This window comes from Polycladidibacter hongkongensis, assembly GCF_001561995.1.
In the GTDB taxonomy this organism is placed as follows: Bacteria; Pseudomonadota; Alphaproteobacteria; order Rhizobiales; family Stappiaceae; genus Pseudovibrio; species Pseudovibrio hongkongensis.
The window spans coordinates 135929-159381 of record NZ_LLWC01000022.1 but is presented as its reverse complement, the minus strand read 5'-3'; the positions used below and the strand labels follow the sequence as shown (position 1 = coordinate 159381).

Annotated in this window: 19 protein-coding genes; 7 read left to right on the top strand and 12 right to left on the bottom strand. The window is 53.4% G+C overall.

What is annotated here, in order from left to right:
• Positions 1 to 41: 41 nt before the first annotated feature.
• Positions 42 to 638: a flavin reductase family protein gene (locus AYK82_RS08825; RefSeq protein WP_068314230.1), complete on the top strand. Its 597-nt coding sequence runs from the start codon at positions 42 to 44 to the stop codon at positions 636 to 638.
• 24 nt (positions 639 to 662) lie between these two features.
• Here the strand turns inward: AYK82_RS08825 and AYK82_RS08820 are convergent, their stop codons facing one another.
• The gene (locus AYK82_RS08820) at positions 663 to 1358 is read right to left on the bottom strand and encodes an aldolase/citrate lyase family protein (RefSeq protein ID WP_068314226.1); all 696 of its coding nucleotides are present in this window, start codon (positions 1356 to 1358) and stop codon (positions 663 to 665) included.
• Between the two features lie 293 nt (positions 1359 to 1651).
• Here AYK82_RS08820 and AYK82_RS08815 point away from each other — a divergent pair, with 293 nt between their 5' ends.
• Complete coding sequence (locus AYK82_RS08815; RefSeq protein WP_156453308.1) at positions 1652 to 2719, top strand: lytic transglycosylase domain-containing protein; 1068 nt, start codon at positions 1652 to 1654, stop codon at positions 2717 to 2719.
• A gap of 107 nt (positions 2720 to 2826) precedes the next feature.
• Positions 2827 to 3963, top strand: a complete 1137-nt coding sequence (locus tag AYK82_RS08810; protein ID WP_068314220.1) for a DUF2336 domain-containing protein — start codon at positions 2827 to 2829, stop codon at positions 3961 to 3963.
• 29 nt (positions 3964 to 3992) lie between these two features.
• Here AYK82_RS08810 and AYK82_RS08805 read toward each other — a convergent pair whose 3' ends face one another.
• The 3 genes from AYK82_RS08805 to AYK82_RS08795 all read right to left on the bottom strand — a co-directional run bounded on the left by AYK82_RS08805 (position 3993) and on the right by AYK82_RS08795 (position 7244).
• The gene (locus AYK82_RS08805; protein ID WP_082733825.1) at positions 3993 to 4568 is read right to left on the bottom strand and encodes an Hpt domain-containing protein; all 576 of its coding nucleotides are present in this window, start codon (positions 4566 to 4568) and stop codon (positions 3993 to 3995) included.
• Positions 4569 to 4738: 170 nt separating this feature from the next.
• Positions 4739 to 5515 carry an NAD kinase gene (locus AYK82_RS08800; RefSeq protein WP_068314217.1) on the bottom strand — a complete coding sequence of 259 codons (777 nt, stop codon included), beginning with the start codon at positions 5513 to 5515 and terminating at the stop codon, positions 4739 to 4741.
• Between the two features lie 598 nt (positions 5516 to 6113).
• Positions 6114 to 7244 carry an anhydro-N-acetylmuramic acid kinase gene (locus AYK82_RS08795; protein ID WP_068314215.1) on the bottom strand — a complete coding sequence of 377 codons (1131 nt, stop codon included), beginning with the start codon at positions 7242 to 7244 and terminating at the stop codon, positions 6114 to 6116.
• Between the two features lie 27 nt (positions 7245 to 7271).
• On the opposite strand from AYK82_RS08795, the gene AYK82_RS08790 reads away from it, so the two are divergent.
• Both AYK82_RS08790 and AYK82_RS08785 read left to right on the top strand, forming a co-directional pair.
• Complete coding sequence (locus AYK82_RS08790; RefSeq protein WP_068314212.1) at positions 7272 to 8063, top strand: nucleotidyltransferase family protein; 792 nt, start codon at positions 7272 to 7274, stop codon at positions 8061 to 8063.
• 497 nt (positions 8064 to 8560) lie between these two features.
• Positions 8561 to 9892: a sodium-dependent transporter gene (locus AYK82_RS08785; protein ID WP_068315593.1), complete on the top strand. Its 1332-nt coding sequence runs from the start codon at positions 8561 to 8563 to the stop codon at positions 9890 to 9892.
• A gap of 74 nt (positions 9893 to 9966) precedes the next feature.
• On the opposite strand, the gene AYK82_RS08780 is transcribed toward AYK82_RS08785, so the two are convergent.
• The 4 genes from AYK82_RS08780 to AYK82_RS08765 all read right to left on the bottom strand — a co-directional run bounded on the left by AYK82_RS08780 (position 9967) and on the right by AYK82_RS08765 (position 15685).
• Positions 9967 to 10245, bottom strand: a complete 279-nt coding sequence (locus AYK82_RS08780; protein WP_068314208.1) for a hypothetical protein — start codon at positions 10243 to 10245, stop codon at positions 9967 to 9969.
• Between the two features lie 192 nt (positions 10246 to 10437).
• Positions 10438 to 10851: a carboxymuconolactone decarboxylase family protein gene (locus AYK82_RS08775; RefSeq protein ID WP_068314204.1), complete on the bottom strand. Its 414-nt coding sequence runs from the start codon at positions 10849 to 10851 to the stop codon at positions 10438 to 10440.
• Complete coding sequence (locus AYK82_RS08770) at positions 10811 to 11215, bottom strand: MerR family transcriptional regulator (RefSeq protein ID WP_068314201.1); 405 nt, start codon at positions 11213 to 11215, stop codon at positions 10811 to 10813. Before AYK82_RS08770 ends, AYK82_RS08775 begins: the two co-directional genes overlap by 41 nt.
• 135 nt (positions 11216 to 11350) lie before the next feature.
• Complete coding sequence (locus tag AYK82_RS08765; RefSeq protein WP_068314198.1) at positions 11351 to 15685, bottom strand: ExeM/NucH family extracellular endonuclease; 4335 nt, start codon at positions 15683 to 15685, stop codon at positions 11351 to 11353.
• A gap of 224 nt (positions 15686 to 15909) precedes the next feature.
• On the opposite strand from AYK82_RS08765, the gene AYK82_RS08760 reads away from it, so the two are divergent.
• Together AYK82_RS08760 and AYK82_RS08755 are read left to right on the top strand one after the other, a co-directional pair.
• Entirely contained in the window at positions 15910 to 16551 is a 642-nt protein-coding gene (locus AYK82_RS08760; RefSeq protein WP_068314195.1) for a LysE family translocator, read from the top strand.
• A gap of 287 nt (positions 16552 to 16838) precedes the next feature.
• Positions 16839 to 19934, top strand: a complete 3096-nt coding sequence (locus AYK82_RS08755; RefSeq protein ID WP_172795220.1) for an autotransporter family protein — start codon at positions 16839 to 16841, stop codon at positions 19932 to 19934.
• Positions 19935 to 20013: 79 nt separating this feature from the next.
• Here AYK82_RS08755 and AYK82_RS08750 read toward each other — a convergent pair whose 3' ends face one another.
• From AYK82_RS08750 to AYK82_RS08735, 4 genes are all read right to left on the bottom strand, one after another.
• Entirely contained in the window at positions 20014 to 20715 is a 702-nt protein-coding gene (locus AYK82_RS08750) for an RraA family protein (RefSeq protein WP_068314189.1), read from the bottom strand.
• Positions 20712 to 21404 (bottom strand): alpha/beta fold hydrolase, encoded by a 693-nt coding sequence (locus tag AYK82_RS08745; RefSeq protein WP_068314186.1) that lies wholly within the window; start codon positions 21402 to 21404, stop codon positions 20712 to 20714. Before AYK82_RS08745 ends, AYK82_RS08750 begins: the two co-directional genes overlap by 4 nt.
• A gap of 50 nt (positions 21405 to 21454) precedes the next feature.
• Positions 21455 to 22033: a cupin domain-containing protein gene (locus AYK82_RS18345; RefSeq protein WP_244265741.1), complete on the bottom strand. Its 579-nt coding sequence runs from the start codon at positions 22031 to 22033 to the stop codon at positions 21455 to 21457.
• 414 nt (positions 22034 to 22447) lie between these two features.
• Entirely contained in the window at positions 22448 to 23431 is a 984-nt protein-coding gene (locus AYK82_RS08735; protein ID WP_068314183.1) for a nuclear transport factor 2 family protein, read from the bottom strand.
• Between the last annotated feature and the right edge of the window lie 22 nt (positions 23432 to 23453).

Below are 23453 nucleotides of genomic sequence, written 5' to 3'. Positions count from 1 at the left end.
AAGACTTCATCTTATCTTTCTGTTATTCTTTGAGGAATTACATGCAGTATCAAACCAAAGATGCGCACGGGTTGGCGCATGACCCTTTTAAAGCACTGGTTTCCCCGCGGCCAATCGGCTGGATTTCAAGTGTTTCAAGAGATGGCTTACATAATCTCGCCCCCTACAGCTTTTTTAATGCGGTTTGCGCCCAGCCGCCGATGGTGATGTTCTCCTCGTCCACATACAAAGACAGTGTGCGCAACGTGGATGAAACAGGTGAGTTTGTTTGCAATCTTGTGAGCCGGGATCTGCTTGCGGCGATGAATGCGAGTTCGCAGCCGGTTGCGCGTGATATTGACGAGTTTGATCTTGCCGGACTTGGCAAGGTGGCGAGTTCGCTCGTTCGTCCGCCGCGGGTGGCGGGAGTTAAGGCCGCGTTAGAGTGTAGGCACATTTCCACGCAACACCTAAAGGGGATCGATGGACAGGACACACACAGCTATCTGGTGATTGGTCAGGTGGTGAGTGTTTACATTGATGATGGTGTTTTGCGTGATGGCAAGGTTGATATGGCAGCATTGCAGCTGGCCTCTCGTCTTGGCTACATGGATTATGCCTGTGTTGATGAGGTGTTCGAGCTGGATCGTCCGAAATAGGCTTATAGCTGTATAGAGGTGCGGCTAGCCTTTTAGAAAAGCTTGCCTTTGCGCCTGAGACACAAAGGCCTTGCCGTCAAAGCCCATTTGCTGCGCGGTCTTGGCATCCTTGAGGATCTGATCAAAGGGCGCGTCATGCTGGGAGGGGCTGTCTAACGCCAAGACCCCGGCAGCGCGGGCCTGCATGAGGCAGATGGTTTGCGCATGGGCAAAGGGAGGCAGAAGCGCGCCGTTTTCTGCACGAGAATGACTGGCCCCAAGTGTTGTGCGCAGGGCCTGCTCGTTCCAAACAATCGCGGTGAGGCGATTGCTCAGCCCTTTTAGCAATTGCGGGGCTAGCAGGGGCTCGACGTGATGACCAAATTCGATGACAAGTTGCAGCCGCCCTGCGGCGAGGCCAAACTTTGCTTCAACCGCGGATAGAATGGTGTGCAAGCGCTGCAGATCAGCTCTTGTGGAGATGAAAGACACCAGCAAGCCTTTAATTGCGGTAAAAGCTGCTGTGGGAATGTAAGGGGCGAGTGCACTGTGAATTGTTTCTTCTGCGGCGTCGTGGAGTTGCAGAAATACGTGTTCATATCCGGCAAGTTTTTGGGGCGTCAATTCACCGTAACGATGCTCAAAGCTGGCTGGACGGGCAGGGGCCAATGCGAGCCACGCATCTGCCGGAGATGACTTGACGTCAAGGCTATGAAGTTTTGAGTAAAGTAATGTGCGCATGAGGCCTCTGTATCGCCAGTCTTTGCCACGTGTCTGACTGGAGCTTTGGTTCTATTATATGCAGCAATGTTGTTTTTTGCCTAAACAGTTTGTGCGCGGACAGCAAGTGCGTCAAAGCCGCCTTAGAGAGTGCAAGGCAGGTAAAATCAGTGAATCCTTTTGAAAATTGTGCGCTGTGGGCGGAGGTCCGCCCTGTTCAAACTTTGAGAAATGATTAAAACTTTAAACCTAAGTGAGCGTTGAGTAACAGAGCGTAAAATCAACTCAGATTTCAGATTAAAGAAGGGCAGCTTTTGGCAAAACTATCAGGCCTGCCAGTGATGGACGTGAAGGCAGAGGGGAAAACCGGAGCGAAGTATCAGGCGGCTTTTGAAAAGGCCAGCTCGGCTACCGGTACATCCTTTGACTATTTGCTGCATACAGCTGTGCGCGAGTCTTCGTTGCAGCCACAGGCGAAAGCCGCAGGATCTTCTGCAGAGGGGCTGTTTCAGTTTATCGAGAGTACGTGGCTGGAGACCATGGGCAAGCATGGTGCTGCGTTGGGTCTTGAGCGCTTTGCCCAACATGTGAGCCAACGCGCGGGGCGGTTTGAAGTGGCAGACCCAGCCAAGCGCTCCGAGATACTGGCGTTGCGGCGGGATCCGGAGATCTCAGCCCTGATGGCTGGCGCACTCAGCCGTGAGAATGCGGGGATGCTGGCGCGCAAGCTGGGGCGCGAGGTTGGTAGTGACGAGTTGTATTTGGCGCACTTTCTTGGCGCGCAAGGGGCGCTGCGGTTTATCCGGGCTGCGGAAGACAGACCGCAGATGCCGGCGGCGCTGTTGTTTCAAAAAGAAGCCAAGGCCAATCCGGCGGTGTTTTTCGGCGAGGGGGGGAAGCCGCTCTCGTTTGCTCAAATCAAGACGGCGGTGCAGGGCGCCTTTGCTGCATCCATGGATGTTCAGCCTATGCAGTTGGCCGCGGGAGAGGCTGTGCCTGTGCCAAACCGCAAGCCAATAGATGGTTTTCCGCCGCATGTTGCTGAAGTTGACGCGACTGCCCCGACCATAAGCAGCGCGGAACCGCGGCAAGAGCCTTTTACAATTCGCCGCAGTCGCATTTTTACAGCGTATCAAAGTGGTGGCGGTGTGCTTGGTGATTTGTTTCGCGCTGATGTGGCTGGTCAAAAGCGACAGGCGCTCAACGCTTCTTATTTGACGAAGCTGCGCGAAGACGAGCAAGTGCAGGCATCGCTTCAACAGCAGCAGGTGCAGGCTACGCCGCAGGAAAAACCTGAGGTGACTAGTGCGGGGGATGCTGCGCAAGGAACGCGTGGTCCGCTTGACCTTACAGCCTTTTTGCAGTTGACCAGACGGGGGTAGACTGGCGCAATTGTTTGTCCGACCTGTTAATTACCACTAGGGTGAACCAAACCTTAAGAATTTGAACGGTATCTAAATACTGAGCAATAGTAATTAGGTTTGCACGTATGATTATTCGTCAGTTCTTCAGCTGGATCAAAGGAGCGCCAGAGGGCAGTCGCAAGGATGCGGCGGGCGCACTGGCGCGGGCCTATTTGTATTCTGATCTTGGTGAGGAAGAGCTGGAGGAGGCGGAAGCTGCGCTGACATTTCTGTTGGATGACAGCAGTACGCCTGTACGTGCGGCTTTGGCTGAAGAGTTGGCACAGGGGCAAGGCGTTGCCCGACATTTGCTCTCCTCCATGATCACAGATGTGCCGCAGGTTGCTTTGCCTGTTCTGCAACACTCTAAGGATATAGACGAAAGTGATCTGATTGACTTGGTGGCGACATGCCTACCAGAAAAAGCGATGGCTGTGGCGTGGAGGTGCAACTTGGGGGCCGGAGTTGCTGCGGCGCTTGCCGAAGTTGGAGATGCGCAGGCCTGCTTGGCGCTTATGGAAAACAAGTCGGCCGTATTGGTCGCGGCGTCGTTTGAGCGATTGGCGGAACGTTTTGGCACTAATGATGAGGTTTGTGCGGCGATGCTGGCGCGCACGGACGTACCGGTAAGTGTACGCCATGTGGTGCTGCGGGGGTATGTTGAGCGGCTGCGTTTGCATCCTTCTGTGAGCACTGGGGATGTGGGGCGTTGCGCAGATGCGCTGGTAGTTGATGCCAAGGATAAGGCGACAATTTCTCTGGCTTGGGAGGCCAGCGAAGACGATATGCAGCGGCTCGTCGAGCATCTGGTGATAAGTGGTGAAATGACCACACTGCTTTTGCTACGTGCCAGTGTATGCGGATGTCATGGATTGGTTGAAGCGGCGGTACAAAAGCTTTCACATGTGGCGGGCAAACGGGTGCAGCAGATCTTGCGGCGCCCGGGCAGCTTGGCAGCGGGGGCTTTGATGAAAAAGTGTGGCTTGCCAAAACGGGTGATCCGGCTGTTGCAAAGAGCATTGGAATTCTGGTGTGAAGCAGAAGAGCTGGACCTGCCGCACTGGGAAAAGGCCCGGTTGGTGGTGAACGAGCTGGTGGCGCTACGCGTGGAGTTGGAAATTGCCGAGCTGGGCGATCTGGAAGACCTGTTACTGCGGCTATCCGACGATATTTCGCGCTCCTGCGCGAAGCTTAGAGTGTCGAAAATGCTCGAAGCCGCCTAGATTTGGCGGCTCTTTGGCTTATGGCACGCCTAGAGCCTGCCGTTGTCCTGATCTGTCAGGTGCTCATCCAAGTTGCCTTCGTGGAAGGCCTCCCCGAAAGCGCGCTCGAATAGGGGGGCTGAGACTTCCTCCAGACGCTCGACAAGAGCGATGCCTATACGGCTGGTTGTATCCCGTGCTTCTTCATTGACCATGGCGCGGATTGCGTCCACATTCTGGCCAAGCAGCTCCATGGGGTAGATTTGGGTCTCTTTTGCAGCTGTAAGCAAAAGAGCTAGGTTCTTTGCGGCACGCCCTACAAGCGGGAAGCCGAGAGTTTCAGCTTGCCCTTTCAAATCGTGGGCATTGCGGAAACAGCAACCGTAGTTATCCTCATTGAAGCCGGAGAGGCGCACATCCTCCCATGCGCTGGTTAAATTATCTACCTCTTCACCCATCCAACCGTTGAAGCGATCAGAGAGATTTTCGACAGCAGCTTCAGCGGCTTTGACAGGATCAAACTTGGCAGCCTCACGGGCCGAGAGCTTTCGAACCTTTTTTGACAGGTCTTTCGGGGCTTTGACCAGCTGGTAGTCTTCTGCCTTGGCGCTGTCTTTTGATTTCATATTGATCGATCCGCGGCTTTTGCTTGAGATGAGTTAGAATTCTTTACTTATGATAATAGGGCTAATTGCCCCTTTCTATCAAGGCGTGTGTTTACCAAAAAAGTACCCTTGTCAATAATAATAGCTATTAAACAATAGGATAGCCATAATATGTGTAACTGGTATAATAGCTAGTAGCGAAACATCTCCGTTAGAATTCTTTCATCCCAATTATGATCGCTATCAAACATCAACAGGCAGGATGACGTTGCGTCTTCAAAGATTGAGACTTGTGTGACATGTCGAAACTCTTGGTGATCGGCGGTTGCGCTCACCGGGCGTTTATCTGCTTCCCTAACAGTAATGTGCACAGTTGATCTATTGGGTAAAAGTGCTCCGCGCCATCTACGTGGACGAAATGCGCTGATTGGGGTGAGTGCCAGCAATGGCGCGTCCATTGGGAGAATCGGTCCGTGAGCGGATAGGTTGTAGGCTGTGCTGCCCACTGGAGTGGCGACGATTGTGCCATCGCAAATCAGCTCTTCCAATCGCTCGCGGCCGTCTACCTGGATACGAAGCTTGGCTGCTTGGTGAGTTTGCCGAAGCAAGGAAACTTCATTCAGAGCACGTGCGGTGAAGCTGTTGCCGCTTGTATCGGTGGCTTCCATGTTCAGCGGGTGGATTGTGCGCAGTTCAGCCGCCGCTAGGCGCTGGAGCAGACCATCGGGGCGAAACTCATTCATCATGAAGCCAACCGAACCGCGGTTCATGCCGTAAACCGGCTTGCCGGTGTTCATATAGGTGTGAAGGCATTGCAGCATCATGCCATCGCCTCCGAGGGCGATGATGGCGTCGGCATTTTCCGCGTTTGTACAGGCGTAGCGCTTCTCAAGTTCGATTCTTGCCGCTTCTGCCTCAGGCGTGCCGCTGGAGACGAGCGCAATGGACTGGATTTTGTTTGCCCGCATGAGGTGTTCCTAAGGGTAAGAGTGCTTGCCGCATGTACGTGGCACTAGGTTAACTGGTATCGGGTGGCGTTGGTGCGCGCTGCGCTGGTGTTGTCCCCAACTTTCAACAGTATGCGCGTATGACTGTGCGTAATTTCTAAGTGCTTGGGAAGTTGCGAGCCTGTTTAAGGCACCCCATCTTGTGTGTCTGGCGCAAGTTTATGAGGATTTTCGACGGGCGGTATATTGAGCAAACCAAAGTTATAGCTTGGTAAAAATTATAGAGTTGGCTGAGCTGCTGTGAGCCCGCCTGCTGAACTGCGGTTATTACACATATCTTTAGGAGGCTTCTACAGGAATTGCTTGCAAAAAGTGCGGTGTCGCAATGTTGTTACAGGCGGGAGGATTGCTGCGGAGGTACAGGATTGCATGCTTGCCGAGGTGCGTGGTGTGGGGCAAGCTTATCGGTATCGGCGGCATATTCACCTTGGGCCAGTTCGGGTTTGTTGTGTTGGTTGGACTTGTGACTGCGCGGCGGCTTTGGACCGAGGAAAAGACTTAGTTTATTGATTTCATTGGGCGGAGGGCAGCGCGGCGGCTGCGCTCCGCCCTTTTTCAATCAGGCCGGTGTCGCCAGTTCCCCAAGAACGCATGCATGGCGGACACCGGTGGTGCTGGCATAGCTGGAATGGAGGCCGCGCAAATGGCGCATGGCGAGGAAAGCGAAGCATTGCGCTTCGATGGCGTCTCCCTGCCAGCCAAGCGCGTCGGCGTTAATGATGTTTGCGCCGGTTTTTTCGCCAAGAAGCTGCATGAAATGGAGGTTGTGACGTCCGCCACCGCAGACTACCAGTGTGTGTGTGCTCTGCGGTAATTGGGCGAGGCCGGCGGCGACTGCGCCTGCGCTAATGTGTGTGAGTGTGGCGGCGCCAATCGCGAGTGGTAAATCTTTCGCGTGCCGCCATGTAAAACTGTTGCGGTCCAGAGATTTTGGGGGTGGCAGAATGAAGTATGGGTGGGCAAGGGCCGTGTCCACCCGCTGGAAATCTGGCAGGGCACTGGCAGCGATCCGGCCTTTGTCGTCGTAGTCTCCTGCTCCGTGGTGAGAAATCCAATCGTTTATGGGGGCGTTGGCCGGGCCGCAGTCGAACGCTATCAAGCCGTCTTTGCCATCCCACCAAGTAAGGTTGGCAACGCCGCCGAGGTTTAACGCCGCAATGCTTTGGCCCCGTTGAAGCTGCGAAGACGTGCGCATGAGCGCGCGATGGTAGACTGGTACGAGCGGGGCGCCGTGGCCACCAGCGCGCACATCGGCACTGCGAAAATCGTAGACCACCGGAATACGGGTGAGCTGTGCCATCAGTTCGCCATTACCGAGTTGGCGCGTGGCGCCGGGTACATTGTCAGTGGGTGGGCGGTGCAGAACAGTTTGGCCATGAAAGCCGATTGCGGCGATATCCTGTGCACTCAGTTTGTTGTCCTGAAGGAAGTGGAGGACAGCCCGAGACTGGGCGCGGGTTAGCGCGTCCTCGGCCTCGGCAAAGACCTGCGGCTCACTCTTTGCAAATTGCCAGTCTTGCGCCGCCGCTATCGCGCCCTTGATCAGCCGGTTTTCTTCTTGTGTGTAGGGAAGCAGTGCGTGAGGGCCGGTTTCGCTGATTTTTTCGCCATCGGTTTTAAGCAGGGCAACATCGATATTGCCGTCGGCAACGGTGCCGGTCATTAGTCCGATTAGCCATTTTGCGCTCATGAACAGCGTTTCCCCTTGAGATGCTTAATGGGCAGGAAGAAATCCAGCGGTATTTTAGGGCGTCTTACCTGCACACGCTATGATGTGGTTGCATTTCCACGCTGGCTTCGTCAGATTTGCACATATTTGCAATGCATGCCCAAGCTGGCAGAACCCGAGGAGATCCGCGTGAGTGAAAAGCAGGAGCAGCAACAGGTTGATTTGCCACGCCTTACGATGGTGATGCTGGCAGCGGGACTTTCCAAGCGGATGCAGGGTGAGAACAAATTGCTTTTACCGGTGCGACGCCAACCCATGGTGCTGCGCTGTGCCGAGCGGTTGCTTTCCAGCGGGTTGGGGCGGCTGTTGGTGGTTACTGGCTTTGAAAGTGAGCGGGTCGAGGCGGCACTGAAGGGGCTTGATGTCACTTTCGTTTACAATAAGAGCTATCGGGATGGGCAGGCGAGCTCGATTGCGGCAGGCGTACGCGCGGCGCTCGCGCAGCCCGAGTTGATGGGAGAGGGCGTTTTGGTCGCCAAAGGTGATATGCCGGGGCTTGGTATTGCGGAGTACCGGCAGGTGGCTGCACGGTTTTATCAAGGTGGCTGTCAGCGTATTGTTGTTCCGCAGCTTGAGGGTGTGTGGGGTTATCCGGTGGTGCTGCCACCCAGACTGCTTGATGATGTTGGGTGCGGTGAGCTGAACCTGCGCAAGCTGGTGAAGGCGGCGGAGCCTTCCCCGATGGTCGATGCGATGGGGGTGCACAGCCCTGCCTACCTGCAAGACATTGATCGAGGAGAAGATTACGCCAGACTGCAGGAGCACGTGTCGCAACGGTAATTATCGTTTGCGGAATCATGGAAAAAAGATGATGAGAGGCGCAATAATGCGCTGAACTCTGACTTGAAACGAGCACTTTTGACAAAAAAATTGCGCGTTTACGCAGAAATACGGAACAGTCTCCCCTGATTATTTAGTTCTTTTTGCCGCAGTTTTAGAAATATTTATATCAAGAGCATATGAGCGCATGTAGATAATATTGCCTTGTTTTAATCTGATTTTGGCAGGTTCTGCTAATGTGTATCACGTATAGTCGTATATGTTTTGATCTTGGCAATTGTCATCGTAACGCTCTTTGATGGCATGCGTCGCGCACGCAATTTCCCAGCTTGACTGTGGCGATTTGCCCTGTAAACAACGTCGCCAGCCTTATGAAAGAAAAGATCTGACAGGGGCACTCTGCAGACAGTTTATTGCTGAATTGGTCAGTATTGTTTGCAGGATTGGGCAATCCGATGCTTATCGGGGCTCCTGCTACAGACAGAGAGAAAAACAAAATGCAGCGTGAGCAATGGGGAAGCCGGTTTGGCTTCATTATGGCGGCAGCAGGCTCTGCCGTGGGACTTGGGAATGTTTGGAAGTTTCCTTACCTTGTCGGTGAGAATGGCGGTAGCGCCTTCTTGATCATCTACATCGCTTTTATGGCGACGATTGGTATTGGCCTGATGATGGCCGAGATCGGCATCGGGCGCTACTCGCAGATGAACCCTGTCGGGGCCTTCCGCAAGATTGCCGGACGTGGCTGGTCTTGGGCCGGTATGCTGGGCGTGATCACCGCAATCATTATTATGTCCTACTACTCCGTTGTCGGGGGCTGGACCATCGCTTACTTCATCGACACGTTGAGCGGTGCTGTTGTTGGCGGTACACCTGATGAACTGGGTAGCAAGTTCGGTGCGCTTGTTGGCGATACCACACGCCCGATCATCTATGATGTGATCTTCCTAGGCCTAACGCTGGCTGTGGTTATTGCCGGTGTTTCCTCTGGCATCGAGAAAGCCGTTAAGGTTTTGATGCCGCTTCTGTTTATCATGCTCATTGTGCTGGTAGCGCGGTCGGTAACGCTTGAAGGTGCTTCTGCCGGTATCGATTTCCTCCTCAGCCCGAAATGGGATGAAGTGGGCATGGGGACAATCAGCGCTGCGCTTGGTCAGTCGTTCTTCTCGCTTTCCTTGGGTATGGGCGCGTTGGTTACCTATGGTTCCTACCTAAATAAAAACGACAATATCCGCAGCTCTGCCAGCTGGGTGTGCTTCCTAGATACCGCCGTTGCGGTGCTGGCCGGCTTCTTGGTGATGCCTGCTGTGTTCGCCTTTGGCTTTAACCCAGGTGCTGGCCCAGGCCTGACCTTTATCACTCTGCCGGCTGTATTTTCCGGTATGTGGGGTGGCCAGCTGTTCCAGGCGTTCTTCTTCTTCATGCTGTTTGTTGCGGCGATCACCTCTTCGATCTCCTTGGTAGCCATTCCGGTTTCCTACCTGTCCGAGCAATTCCACATGAGCCGTGTGAAGGCTACGCTACTGGTTGGTGCGATCGTATTTGTTGTGTCGATCCCTTGCTCGCTGTCGCTAGGTATCTGGAGCGATTACACCCTATTCGGTTATGGTGTGCTTGATCTGCTGTCCAACACGGTTGATTGGTATCTGTTGCCAATTGGCGGGATTGCCGTGGCTGTGTGCGCTGGTTGGTTTGCTTATGACAAGATTGCTGCCGAGTTGACCAATCATGGTGAATTGCCATTCCCACTGCTGGGCGCATGGAAGTTCATCATGCGGATTGTTGCTCCAATCGCAATTACTTGGGTGCTGGTTGGGCCGTTCCTGACCTAAGCTCTGTCTAGTTTACAAACAAAGAAAGGGCCGCCCAGTTGGGTGGCCCTTTTTAGGTTGGGAGCAGGTGCGGCTTAATCCGTGTGTTTCTTGTGGTGCTCTCGGGTGTGTTCTTTATGGTCGTGGTGCTTGGCATGATGGTGCCGATTGTCTGAATGCGCATGGCCGTCATGGTGCTGTTTTGTGTGTTTGTGCCCCTCCGGATTGCCGCCATGCTGGGTTTGGGCATGGGTCTTTTGCCCGGTGGTGTAGCTCATGTGATCTTTGTTATGCTTGTGCTCGTGGTCATCGCCGTAGCGGCGCTGCATTTTGTCATGGGTATGAGCTGACGTGTTTTGCTTGTTTTCCGACATTGCAGGGGGTCTCCTAAAGGACTTGGCGTAAACAGTGACTTGATGCTTCTTTGCTCGATACAGGCATATCAGGATCAGATCTTTGAGCAGGTTAAGCGTTCAGCATGAAACTTCAGTGTGCGGCCTTGAGCTTAATGCTTGGTCAGAACAGAAGGGGCGTTTTTAGGAAAAGTCGGTTTAGTTTTGGGGCAATCAGAGGGTTTTGTGCTCAGCAAACGCGTCTCTTGCAGCATTTACGGCATTTATAGCGGCTGGGAACCCGGCATAAAGGGAGATTTGAATGAGGATTTCGATGATCTGTTCCTCACTTAGCCCAACGTTCAACCCTGCCTTGATGTGAACTTTCAGCTGCGGCGTGGCTGTACCCATTGCGGCCAGTGCGGCGATGGTGGCGATTTCACGGTGCTGTAGATTAAGGCCGGGGCGTGAATACACGTCGCCAAAAGCAAATTCGGCGATGTAGCGCGCTAGGTCTGGAGCAATGTCATTCAATCCGGCTAGGACGTCTTCCCCGGTGCGGCCATCAACTTCACGAAGTTTGGCAAGTCCGCGTGTGTATCGATTGCTAGGCTTTGGTGTGTTCTCTTGCGAGGTTGTTGTTGTCATCTGCGTGGTCTCCTTGTTGCAGTTGGTTATAGAACGCGATTTTGCGTTCCAATGCGTCGAGGCAGGATTGCAGTGTGCCTATTTGCGCTAAGACAGCGAGACGGTGCTCCTGCAGCATGTTCTGTCTTGCTGCGAAAGTGGTGTCGCCGCGTGCGCGTAGGTGGGCGTAGCGGCGCATCTTCGACAGCGGCATACCTGTGTGTTTGAGATGCTTTAAAAATGCGAGCCAATCCAAAGCGTCTTCGCCGTAAACGCGCTGGCCAGAGCTATCCCTTAACGGGGGTGGGATCAGGCCGTACTTCTCGTAGTAACGTAAGGTATGAGCGCTTAGGCCGCTCCGTCTGGCCAGTTCGCCTATTTTCATCTGCAAGTCCTCTTGCCTTGTTTGCTTAAGGGTTCGAGTAGAGTCTAGGTCAAGGGGAAAAATGAAAAAAGCCTCCCCTTTGCTAAAAGGGAAGGCTGCGCTTGTGGTTCAGCTCACATGAGCCGCGACTGGTATCTACGCGATCAGCCCTTCTTGCGGCAGGCCAAGATCCAACCCAATAATGAGTGGATCGTGGTCAGAAGAGGCGAACGGGTCTTCGTTGTAGAACCCTGCATCTGTGTAGTGGCTGTTGTAGCCAAGCAGGTCAGGCTCATCGGCGTTGATGTGCCATTCGGTTGCGCCGGTTACCTGAGAGGCCATAGATCCAGACGCTAGGCCATGATCAAGGCTGCCGCGTTGCCCATCGAAGACGTAGGAGTAGGCATCTTCACCCAGATATTTGCGCAGCAGGTCTGTGTAGCCAGCTTCATCGCGAATGTTCTGGACCGGATCTTCCATGGCGTAGGCGTTCAGATCCCCCAGAATGAGGTGGTCCTCGTCAAGGGCCGCACCGGCGTAGTCGCTCTTCAGCCACTCTACAAGCTCAGAGGCTGCATCGGCGCGCACTTGGTTCCAGAAACCTTGGCCGTTGCCCTGATCAAAGTTTGGATCTGCTTTCAAGAGCGCCAGATCCGCCTCGACTTGCGCAATAAGATCGGCAGGTACGGCGCCACTTGCCAATGCACTTGCCACATCATCAGCCAAGTCCTGCAAGTTGCTATCGCCTTTGGACTTAAAGTGGCTGACGGCCATGGTGAAGCTTTCACCTGTGTCTTTGTGCTTGAAGGTTGCGGCAGCCGACGGGCGGTTGCGTTGCAGATCCAACACGTCGTCACTGGTGAAAGCGTTGAGGCGCTCGGCGATGGCGTAGGTTGATGCTGCCGAACCTTCTTCGAAGACGATATAGTCGGCAGCTTCAAGCTGCAGTACATTGTCTCGGTAGATGATACCGGTTGTGATGGCATCGGTGCCGAGATAGCCCTCCGGATCTCCGTTGGTTGGGTCTACGAAGGTGAAAGAGGCATCTAAACCGCGCGCCGCAGCCTCTTTGTTGAGGGCATCGATCAGATGCTTGATGGCGGAGGTGTCGTCAAAACCGTTGTTTTCCAGCTCTTGCAGACCGAAGGCGTCTGCGCCGGTTTTAAGCATGGCATCGACGATTTTGTCCGTTTGACGCTGAAGGTCGGCCTCGGTTCCTGCGCCACGCGGGTTCAGGCCATTGGGGCCGGAGGTGCCTTGGCCGCGCAAGGTGGTGAACAGATTGAGCACGTTGAAGCTTGCCACTTTCAATTCGCCGCCAACGTCTTGCGGAGCTTGCTCGCGGGCGCCGGAATTAGTGGTCTCGTCAAACACCAGTTGGTCTTGCACAACTACGTTGAACTGGCCGTAGTTGAAATCGACGATACCGCGGACAGGTTCGGTAATCTGCGTGCCAAGGCGAACGGTTGGACCCGTTTCAGAGAAGGTGTCGCCTGCATCCAGATAGCCGTTGCCATTGTCGCCAGAATTGGCTGGCAGGTATGCAAAGCCATCTGGGTTTTGTGCGTTGCTGCCATCGTCCAACGAGATGCGGTTGTTCATATTGTCGGCGATATGGGCGGCGATTTCAGCGCCTTGCGTTTGCGCATCATAGATTTGTGTGGCCTGAACCTGATTGCCGGCGCTGATTTCAATCTGGCCATAACGGTCCAGATTATAATTTTCGATGATGGTGAGGGGTTCGCGGTCCTCGGCGGCAGAGATCTCTACCAGCATACCTTCATAGGCTTCCATGTTGGACAGATCTGTCTCGCCCAACAGGATTTGTGCAGCGGCGGGCAGGGCATTGCCGGAGGAAAGGATTGTCAGAGCGCGTAGAGAACCCAGCTGGGTTTCCCCTTTGAACTCATTCACTTTGCCGTTGAACGTCACATGATCGCCTACCTGCACGTTGGCATTGCGTTGATAGACATAGATGCCTTCAGAGGTTTTTATGTTGCCATCCTGATCTTTTGTTTCCTCCATGAGGAAGAAGCCCTTGTCATCGACGCGGGTTACAATTGCAGAGACGTCGACACGTTCGCCCACCAGTGTGCTGGCATCGCCATCCCCCTGAATTTCAGAGATCAAGGTATAGGAGATGTCGTCGTTCAGAATTGTAGTGGTTGCTGCTGGCGTGGTGATGGTGCCGCTTGACGGGTTTGACAGGGTCAGCGTCAAGGCTTCATCGGCTTCTGCCAGTGTGTCCCCTACGATATTAAGTGTAACTTTTGCTGTGGTCTCGCCAGCGGCAAAGGTAATTGTCCCTGTAGGCAGGGAACCGCCAAAATCGTCAGCATCGACAGCGCCGGAGACCGCGAAGTCCAATGTTGCTGCCTTTGTGCTGTTTCCAGCGCGGGTGACAGTAAAGGTGACTTGGGTCGTGCCGCTATCACCCTCGTTCACGGTGTCAGCATCAGCCGCAACGGCAAAGGTTGTGGGCAGTGTTGACGGGTCGATAGCCTCGCCGGTCACCTGCATGTTTTGCAGGGCAACCGCCTCGCTGCCACCATCTGTTTCGACTGTGAGTGTGATGGTGAGCGTGCTGCCGGTGCCCTGCAGATCTGTCGTCAGGGTTTGCAGAACGTTGCTTAGGGTTTTGCCGCTGGCTGCATCGGTCAGCGGATCGCTCAGGGTGAATTCGTCGCCATCGGCAAGAGTGTAGGTGTGCTTGCCTTGTTCATCTGCAACAAACTTGAACGCGGTTTTTGTTGCACCGCCATCGATCGCGTATGTGAGTTCGAAGAAGTCATTGTTTTCGAAGTCTCCCATAGCGCCTGCGTCAATGGAAAAGCCAAGATCGGTAAAGCCCTCAATATCGAAGTTCCAAACGGCGGTAACAGGGCCGCTGTTGTTGCCATTTTCGGTGTCGGTGATGCCGAAAAATGTATCGGTGTTGGTGGAGCGGTCGATGATGCCAGCTTTGTCCCTCGGGTAGCTGAAGGTACTGTCATCAACAATCGAGTATGGGACATTATCCCCCATGCTGTATTTTTGAAAGCCATCCGCCTTGCTGGAAAACTTCGGCGCGTTGTTCGCGTAGCTCAGCAGGTTTTTGCTGGCAGAACCGACCATGTCGAAGGCGATGAGTGTGCGGGCGGCATTGCCCAATTCGATGGTTAGCGGACGGGTGCAGGAGCCACCTTGTGGGTCGCTGACTGTGATTTCCAGCTCATAGCTTGCATCAGTGTTGGCATCGGCAGGGTTCTCATAGTCTTGGGCGGTATCCAAAAAGATTTCGCCGGTGAGCGCGTCTATGGAGAACAGCGCCGCGTCGGCGCCGCCAGAGATGGAGAATGTCAGGCCGGTGCTGTCGACATCTGTGGCGATTGCTTGCGCCACAAGCCCGGTTTTGTTTTCGTCGATGGCTTTGTCGCCGGTGATTGTCAGCGTTGGCGCGTCGCTTTCACCGTCGATGGTCAGGGTTACTGTGGCGGTGCTGGTGCTGCCGTTGCCATCAGTGATGGTGTAGCTGAAGGTGTCGGTAGCGCTCTGCCCGGCTTGCAGGTGATCGAAGAGGTCACCGGGCGCATAGGTTACAACACCGTTTTGCAAGGTTAGGGCGATGCCTGAGCTGGTCACGGTGTCGATATGGGACAAGGCAAGGGTGTCGCCATCTGGATCGATATCGTTGATGAGCAGGTCACTCAATTTAATAGACAGGGCTGTGTTTTCACCGGTGGCGAATGCATCATCCCTAGCAAGGGCGTCGTTGTTGCGACCATCGAGGTAGTAGGTGTAGTCGTCTGCTGTGAAATAGATTTCTTCCACGCCGCGCAGGGTGTCTTGCTCTGCTTTGGTGTTGTCGATCCAGCGGGTTAATGTGGTGGCGCGGTTCCAGAAAGGGCCGGTTTTGCCAAAGGTGTAATCGGTAAGGGAATGAGAGACGCGGGCAGTATCGTAGCCGTAGCCGCCGTTAATGGTGTCGTTGCCATCACCACCTTCAAAGGTATCGTCACCAAATTCGCCGATGAGTATGTCATTGCCTTCGCCGCCTTTGAGCACATCATCGCCAAAGCCACCGTTTAGCTTGTCGTTGCCATTGCCGCCGTCCAGCATATCGTTGCCGAACTCGCCCAGCAGGACGTCATGGCCATTGCCGCCAAGTAGAGTATCATCACCGAAGCCGCCGTTGAGATGGTCGTTACCTTTGCCGCCATCAAGCAAGTCAGCGCCAAAGCCACCGGTGAGAATATCACGGCCCGCGCCGCCAAACAGACGATCAGCGCCAAAACCACCGTGGAGGGTGTCGTGGCCCCAGCCCCCATGGATCAGGTCGTCGCCAAAGCCGCCATATACGGTGTCATGTCCACCGCCTGCATAGACCGTGTCGTTGCCATCATTGGCATGAATGAACTCATTGAGTTTGCTGCCATAAACGGTCTCGCTGGTGCGGTTTCCAAAAATGTAAGCGAGTTTGTAGGAGCGATACTGCGGATTCCAAAAAGACATAATACACCTCATAGAAGACATGGGTACTTGCCGAAATAATGTTTGTTTTTAATATGTTAGGCGGCAAATGACTTGTGAAACTATCTATTTGCTTTTAGGGGCCATAGATGACATTTCAATAAAATTAAATAAATGTCTAATTAAAAATCCCTATGATGCTCTTATGGTTTTATTGACATGTGTCTGCAGCTGCGTAGCTTAATTGCATTATTCGGGGGAAACTTATGCAGTTAGAGTTGCTTGTTACATTTTCTATAATTGCCAGCTTGCTAGTTATGTCTCCGGGGCCAAACGGCGTGTTGATAGTCAGTACTATGGCCAGCAGTGGCCGTATGGCTGCGTTTGGTAACGTGCTGGGATTCGTTGCAGCGTTTTTCCTGCACGGCACATTTTCATTGCTTGGGGTTTCGGTAGTTTTGATGAACTCGGCTCTGGCTTTTGCTGTCATCAAGTATGTTGGCGCTTTATATTTATGCTGGATTGGGATCGGGGCCCTCTACGCCGCATGGAAAGGCGAGTGTGCTGCTGCGCCGAAAGAAAGCAAAAAAGAAAAGAAGCATTCACTTCGCCGGGCGATTGGCGAGGGTTTCTTGACCAATGCGCTTAATCCCAAGGTCTCAATGTTTTACCTTGCTGCATTTCCGCAGTTTGCTATGACTGACAGTTTTTCGGACGGAGGTGCCTTCGTGCTGGTTGGTGTGCATGCTCTGGTGGCTGCACTCTGGTTCAGTGGTTTGATATGGTTGCTCGGCAGTTTAGGGAAGGCAGCAAGAGCGACATATTTTCAAAGAGGTATAAAACTGCTGACTGGCATAGTTTTTATCGGTTTTGGCTTAAAAATGATTACCTTGCGTGCGTCGGGCTAGGCGCCGCCCAGAAGCTCTTCTGCACATGTTTTTTTCTGGATTTCCAAAGGATCATATGAAATTATATAATTCCTATAATGCTTTATGCATCTACAGTTAATGCCTAGTGTGATTTAACTGGTTGCTAATAGAAGGTGTGGGGGGCAGCGTCTGTATTAACGAAAAGGTGATACATGCGCGGTCTTACGACAATGCTTGGTGCTTTGATGTTTGCAGTGCCGACACAAGCTCAAAACATATTTACAATTTCTACTGTAGGTGATCACAGCTTTACAGGAAATCAGACTTTGACTGACTTTAATGAGTCAATTGTTTTCTTGGAAAATTTCAATATCTCACCCGGACAGAGCGTAAATGTTACTATCGATGCAGGTGCTGTATTTAATGTTGATGACGATCTCAGCCGTGCTGTTTCACTTGATCAAGAGAACGGAAACGGGAGCGCGGGTAATCTGATCACTTACAGTGTTGATCACTTTGGCAGTATTACAACGGGAGCCGGGGGATCAAGCTCTGATTTTTCCCAACACGGTATCTACGTAAGCCGGGATGATGCAACGTTTTCCGCGATTGATGTGGATTTGCGGAATGGATCTTCAGTTACCACCAATCGGCGCTCAGGCTATGGGGTCTTTGTTGAAACAGCTGAAGACGGATTGATTGATGTAGATTTTCATAGCGGGTCAACTGTCACCACAAATGGCGATCGCTCGCATGGAATTTGGGTTTTTGAAGTCGGTAACGATAGCACTGCAAACATTGATAATGCCGGAACAATAACAACGGCGGGCGATGAAGCCTATGGTATGCGGCTGATATCCCGTGGTGACCGCGCGGTATACAATATCACTAATGCGGCCGCTGGTGTCGTTAATTCTGCCGATAATGCCGTTAATACCGAGCTGCAGGCAATGGATGATGGCGCTTTCAATTTCACTAATGAAGGCAGTCTCACATCAACGGGAAATGCGGCTGTTTTCGTCGATATGCTGTACAGCGATGACCACACATCCACCTATGATAACTCGGGAAGTATCACGGGGGCGACGCGTGGTGTACACATTAATCTGGAAAGTTCCGGTATCCTTATACCTGACAATAACCGAATAACCTTTAACAATAGTGGCACACTCAATGGAGGAAGTGGCGAGGCCTTGTTTGTTGAAGGTGCGGTGGATGATTCAATTGCCGGTAGTAGCCGTATCACGGTGAATCTGAATGGTGGGAGTCGGGTGACAGGGGATCTGGAAATTTCCGATGGTCTTGCACCGGATTTTCTTGCTGTTTTGAATTTGAACATGAATGCGGGTGACTTTTTCCGTGGTGCCGCGATTAATTTTGACCAAATAAATGTGGCGGGCAATGGGGATTGGGACATAACCTCCGCCACCAACCTGCCTACCTATGAGCAGGCCGGGGCAACGGTGAATACCAGCGACAGTTTCACCACGCAGACCTTCAACCAAACAGGCGGTACCTTTAATGTTACCGATGGCAGTTTTACTCTGGAGAGTGGGGGCAGTGGCATGAGCCTTGCCGGGGCGAACAGCTTTAACCTGCGCCCTGATGCAGGTGCGACAGTGACCGCCACCTTCGAGAATACCACAAATAACAATATTAACTTGATCGGCAGTGCTGGTGGTAGCTGTAATGCGAATGTGACCATTCGCGATGGCTTCGGTTTTTCCGCTGGTGCGTTTACCTTTGCCAACACCGCGAACCTGAGCAGCCGGTTGACCTATGAATTAACGAGTGGGCAGGTGGGGACGCTGGATCTTGGCAGCGTGAATGCTTCAGGGTTTGATAGTATCGAGCTTTCTGGTGCCGGGACATGGCGCCCAAGCGCGGACCAGACACTGGATACAACGATCAATCAAAGCAATGGCACGCTTGATATTGTCAGCGGGCGAAGCTTCTCAACCCCTTCGCTTAACCTTTCAGGTGGGACGATCGAGCTTGCCGGAACGCTGAATGACGGGGACTTACAAGCATCACCGCAGGTGACGATTTCCGGTGGAACGCTGAATGTGCCAAGTGGCGGTTCGCTCACCATGGTTGAAGGGGGCAATGGCCGTTTGTCGATGTCGTCGGGGCAGATTACGGCGAATGGCACATTGACGGCCGATCAAGTTGATCTTAGTGGCGGTACAGTGGAAGTTGCACTTGGTACCGCAAACGACACGCCCGCCGAAGCGCCGTTCCAAGTGAATAATTCCGCGAGCATATCTGGTTCCACGGTGCTGAATCTGACGGAGGGATCGGGATTTGCACTAACCGAGACCTACTACATTTTCGGGTTGGCTAGCGGAGCGAGCGGAACAGGGGAATTTGCCTCGATAAATATCGCCAATCCGGAGTTTTCTGAGAGCCAAATCTCGGTGTTTGGTGATACGTCATCTGGTGGTGATGGCGGTGTCTCTGTGCGGCCGAGCTTTAATCCGTCCAGTTGCTACGCATTTAGCAGCCAAGACAACGCGACGCGGGCACGGATGTGGGATACGCAGGGGCATGTGGAGGGGCACGGCACCGTGCACCATCACAATCGCGGTGATTGGGTAAGTTGGGGGGATGTCAGCGGGCAGTTGATCAAGGCAGAAAATACTTCGAAAACCCCCGGCTATGATGCACAGAACTGGGGCTTTACCGCAGGGACAGACTACGAATTTGCACAGGGGCTGCGCACGGGGGGCTATGTTGGCTACCTGAACAGTCATGCGGTTTCCAATGATCCAAAATGCCGCGGATCACGCGAAAAAAGCGACACGTATATAAGTGGTCTTTATGCGACGATGGAATACGCCGGGGTGTTGCTGATGGGGCAAGCGGAATATGCATATCAAGATGTCGACTTTACAGGCCTGACGGGCCTAAACTTTACGGATACAACGCAAGCTGGCTATGGCGTGCAGTCGATCAACAGCTTGGTGAGCGCCACAAAGGATTTTCAAGCCGGAGAATTTCTGATTACGCCGCAAGTGGCAGGCCTGTACCGACAGGTGTTTACCGATAGTTACACTCGCTTTGCCTCTAACGCGAACCTGAACTCCGACTTCTCCGGTACTTCGCAAGGGCTGTTTGATTTGATCGGTGGTATGCGGGTTTCGAGGAGTTTTTCATTAGGTGATGACGCCAAGGCCATCGGCTGGGTTGCCGGATATGGGCGTCAACGGTTGATGGGGCGCGATATCAGCAATGTGGTCGTCGACACCTCTGCCACCAGCCATAGCAACAGCGTGGAAACGGAACACTATTCTTTTCTCGTCGATGCGGGGGTAGGGGTGCATGTCAATCGGCAGCTGGAACTCACCGCGAGTTTTGAAGGGGACTATGCGGCAACCCATGCAAGCTCCAGCTTCCACTTCGGTGGATCCTATTTGTTCTAGATGAGTGCGTTGGAACAGCCCCCCCTCTATGTAGAGGGAGTGGCGGTTGTTGTCGGGCATTAATTTGGCGCACAAACAGTTATGTTCTTGCAGCTTCAAAAGCGCTCCAAGCTTTTTGGAAGCTGTCAAAATCAAAACCGGGTGCGCGTGCTGCATCAAGAATTATGCGTTCTGTGCTCAAGAGTTTGTTAATTGCATCTTCCAGCACTTCATAAAGATCACTCGGGATGACGACCGCGCCGTGCCGATCTGCGTGGACTAGCGATTTTGGTGCAACATTCAAGCCAAACACGTTCACGGGGCAGTCAATATCTCTTACATGGACGAAGCCGTGGCTTGGTCCAATCGAGCCTGCGATCACCGGGAAACCTTTGGGCAGATCCCCCAGATCACGCATTACGCCGTTGGTGAGGACCCCGCAGATACCAAAGCCGCGGTGAATATTGGCGTTGATCTCGCCCCAGAACGCGCCAATTGCCGCGGCTCCGTCCATATCTTCAATAACCGCCACGGTTGGCAGTTCCGGGCAACTGGCCATGTGGCGGTAGTAGTCCATGCGGCGCTTTTTAATGATCTCCGGCGCCTCTTCTGGCGGCGCAATCGCGGAGATTTTTGCAGTGAGAGCGAAGCCGACAATGGCGCCTTCCTCTGGCGCAGAACACAGCATGGTGCCACGGGTGAAATCGTTGAACCCCCGTTTTCCTTGGGCAACCTCAATCGCGTTGCAAACGGTGGGGGTATCGACTTTTTTTAGTAGCTCTAGCAGGCTTGGGGTAATCATGATGAGAACCAATCTAGCAAGTGGGCATTTGTTCGCGCAGGTTGTTCCAGCGTGGGCAGGTGGCCCGTGCCGTCAAGAATATGCAGCTGCGCATGGGGCATAAGTGATTGTAGCAGCTCATGCCTTTCGATTGGGCAAAGCTGGTCTTGCGCCCCGCACAGGATGAGCGTTTTATTTTGAAAGCGGCGTAAAGTCTCCCGCTGATCGGGCCTATCACGCAGGGCGAGTGATTGCCTGATGAACACCTCTGGCCCCAAGTCCAGCGCCATGCGCAGGCAGAGCTGCTCTATTTCAGTAGATTGTTTTCCAGAGGGGAGATATTTAGGGATCATCTGTCCCTTCATCACCTCAGCCAGCTTCCCTTGCCGTACGGCTTCGATTTGTGGGGCACGTATCGCTTTAATAGCGTCGAGTTCGGCCAGTGGGTTGGTGTCCAGTAGCGCCAGTTTTGCAATGCGCTCAGGAGCCTGACGCACAATTTCCATTGCCAGAATGCCCCCCATGGAAAGGCCAGCCAAGGCAAAGTGCTGCGGGGCTTGTGCAAGAACAGCGCTCGCGAGTTCTTGCATGGTGCTGTGCCCGCCGAGGAAGGGGATCTGAACGCTTGTCTTGCTTGAAAACGCAGAGATTTGCGGAGTGTACAGGCGCGCATCGCACATCATGCCCGGTAAGAGGACCAGTGGCAGCATTTGACTTCTCTTAGGGTTGCTGGTGGCTAAAAAGCGCGGGGTCTTTCGTATTATGCCCCTGTCCAGGTTAATCCTGCTGGATCATCATTGGCGATGACACGGTAAAGACTGGATTCGCCTGTCATGGATGGGGTGAGATGATAGGACTCGCCCGGGTTAAGCAACGCGGTATCCCCAGGGTTGAGGGTTGCCTCGCCACGGGTCGTGGAAAGCTTCCAGTGACCGCGCATTGGCATAAGCACATGGTGCTTTTCGCAGGTTTGCGATGCGGTGCCCAAAGAGTTGCGGCTGAGGAAATCGACCTCAAAGCCCGGTTTGTCTTTCAGCAGCGCGTTTTCTCCGATGACCTTGGCAGGATCATTTGCAGAAAGCGCCATGAGGTCCCAATATCTGGCGACATAATCCCGAACAACAGCGCCAACCGGCACTTTAGGGAACTGTTTGAGCTCTTCCTTACTTAATAGTGGCATAGGGGCGATGCCTGCTGGCAGCGATTGCCCTTTCTTGCTGTCATAAAGCACACCGTTTTCGCCGAGAATGAGCCCGTGTACCTTTGCTTCTTCGATAACCTGCGGGGCCCAAGTGACGCCGCCGCCTGCATCATCTCCGCCCAGAATGGCCATGATCATGCCGTAGTCGGTGCCGACATTTTCAAAACCGCGGAAGATCCCCGTCGGGATGTTGAAAATGTCGCCTTCCTCGGCAATGAATTCGCCATCTGTGCCCTGCTCACCCCAGAAAAAGCGTCAGCGACCTTTCAAGACAAAGAATACTTCCGCCGTGGTGTGAGAATGCAGCGAGTTGCGGCATTTGGGCGGTTGGCCCGCAGCGCCAATGTTAAAGCCCGGGGTGTCCTTGATATGGACGTGTTGATCCGGGTTTTCAGAAACGCCACCACCAATGATGGTGAAGTTTTCTTTTTGATCAGATCCGGGTGTGTGGGCATCAATAAACGCTGTTTTACAAGGCTTTAAATCGCCATATCGGACAATCGTCTCTTCAAGAGATTGGGTAATAAATTCACCTCCCAGTGATGATCTTATCTATTTTGTTTGCAGCAAAATCTGTTTCCAGATGGCCGCTTCGTCGAACAGGGTATATTCGCGGCGGATTTTGGCTTCGCTGTTGGTCAACGCGCCGTATTCTGCCTGCGAGATGCCCATGACGTAGACCATGGCACCGGTGGGCGGACCAAAAGCGCCGTACCCCTCGTGCTTGCCCCATAGGCTCCAACGGATGGAAGCGCGGGGTGGCATCAGCGGATCATCGCGGCCGATCTGGTGATGAATGGTGAACTGGGCGTTCGGGAATGCTGCGCGCAGACCCATCCAGAAATGATCAACAGAGGCGTAAGAGTGCCCTGTTGCGCCGCCGGGATATTCTGTTTGCACCGCGCGATCATAGTTGTGTTCGATTACGCGCAGATCAGCTGCCATAATGCTGCGTAAATTGCCCGCATACGCTTCGCCCCATCTATTGTCATTGCCAGTGCCAAGATAGGGGCCTTCAATATCTGTTTCGGGTGTGAGTGGCTTTACGCAATTATCGATGCCGCCTTCGCGCTCGATCAAATCTGCTGCGAAGGCTTTCGGCTCCCAGCCCATTTGCCGTAAAATGGCGCCTTGGTCGCGGATCAACCACTCGTCGTTGATCTTGTTATTGATGGCATGGCAATCGGCCAGAATACGATAGACGAGCGGTTTGCCAGTAGGCTTGCCGTAAGCACCTTCGCCCAAGTGGGTTGCCGTGGACAGGATGCGGTGCGAGGAAAGCATGCCCTCTTCCGGTGAGCCGGACCAAATAACATCCTCACCTAGCAAAGTGCGGTCTGGAAATTCGGCGAGGGTGGCCATGGTGGCCGCAATTACATTCTGGTTGCCCGTGGAGACAGAACCTGGCATGCGCACGACAATGTCTTCGCTGCAATAATCGTGCAAAGTTGCAATGCCGCGGTTTTCCCAGATTTCCTTGGTGATATCGAGGATATAGCCGGGGAAGTCCTTAAAGGAGCTGTCAAAACCCTGCATTTTGTTTTCCTTTTCTTAAAGC

Coding starts and splice junctions, on each gene's coding strand:
- AYK82_RS08825 (WP_068314230.1), top strand. CDS start 42: ATGCAGTATCAAACCAAAGATGCGCACGGGTTGGCGCATGACCCTTTT.
- AYK82_RS08820 (WP_068314226.1), bottom strand. CDS start 1,358: ATGCGCACATTACTTTACTCAAAACTTCATAGCCTTGACGTCAAGTCA.
- AYK82_RS08810 (WP_068314220.1), top strand. CDS start 2,827: ATGATTATTCGTCAGTTCTTCAGCTGGATCAAAGGAGCGCCAGAGGGC.
- AYK82_RS08805 (WP_082733825.1), bottom strand. CDS start 4,568: ATGAAATCAAAAGACAGCGCCAAGGCAGAAGACTACCAGCTGGTCAAA.
- AYK82_RS08800 (WP_068314217.1), bottom strand. CDS start 5,515: ATGCGGGCAAACAAAATCCAGTCCATTGCGCTCGTCTCCAGCGGCACG.
- AYK82_RS08795 (WP_068314215.1), bottom strand. CDS start 7,244: ATGAGCGCAAAATGGCTAATCGGACTAATGACCGGCACCGTTGCCGAC.
- AYK82_RS08790 (WP_068314212.1), top strand. CDS start 7,272: ATGGGCAGGAAGAAATCCAGCGGTATTTTAGGGCGTCTTACCTGCACA.
- AYK82_RS08785 (WP_068315593.1), top strand. CDS start 8,561: ATGCAGCGTGAGCAATGGGGAAGCCGGTTTGGCTTCATTATGGCGGCA.
- AYK82_RS08780 (WP_068314208.1), bottom strand. CDS start 10,245: ATGTCGGAAAACAAGCAAAACACGTCAGCTCATACCCATGACAAAATG.
- AYK82_RS08775 (WP_068314204.1), bottom strand. CDS start 10,851: ATGACAACAACAACCTCGCAAGAGAACACACCAAAGCCTAGCAATCGA.
- AYK82_RS08770 (WP_068314201.1), bottom strand. CDS start 11,215: ATGAAAATAGGCGAACTGGCCAGACGGAGCGGCCTAAGCGCTCATACC.
- AYK82_RS08765 (WP_068314198.1), bottom strand. CDS start 15,685: ATGTCTTTTTGGAATCCGCAGTATCGCTCCTACAAACTCGCTTACATT.
- AYK82_RS08760 (WP_068314195.1), top strand. CDS start 15,910: ATGCAGTTAGAGTTGCTTGTTACATTTTCTATAATTGCCAGCTTGCTA.
- AYK82_RS08750 (WP_068314189.1), bottom strand. CDS start 20,715: ATGATTACCCCAAGCCTGCTAGAGCTACTAAAAAAAGTCGATACCCCC.
- AYK82_RS08745 (WP_068314186.1), bottom strand. CDS start 21,404: ATGCTGCCACTGGTCCTCTTACCGGGCATGATGTGCGATGCGCGCCTG.
- AYK82_RS18345 (WP_244265741.1), bottom strand. CDS start 22,033: ATGATCATGGCCATTCTGGGCGGAGATGATGCAGGCGGCGGCGTCACT.
- AYK82_RS08735 (WP_068314183.1), bottom strand. CDS start 23,431: ATGCAGGGTTTTGACAGCTCCTTTAAGGACTTCCCCGGCTATATCCTC.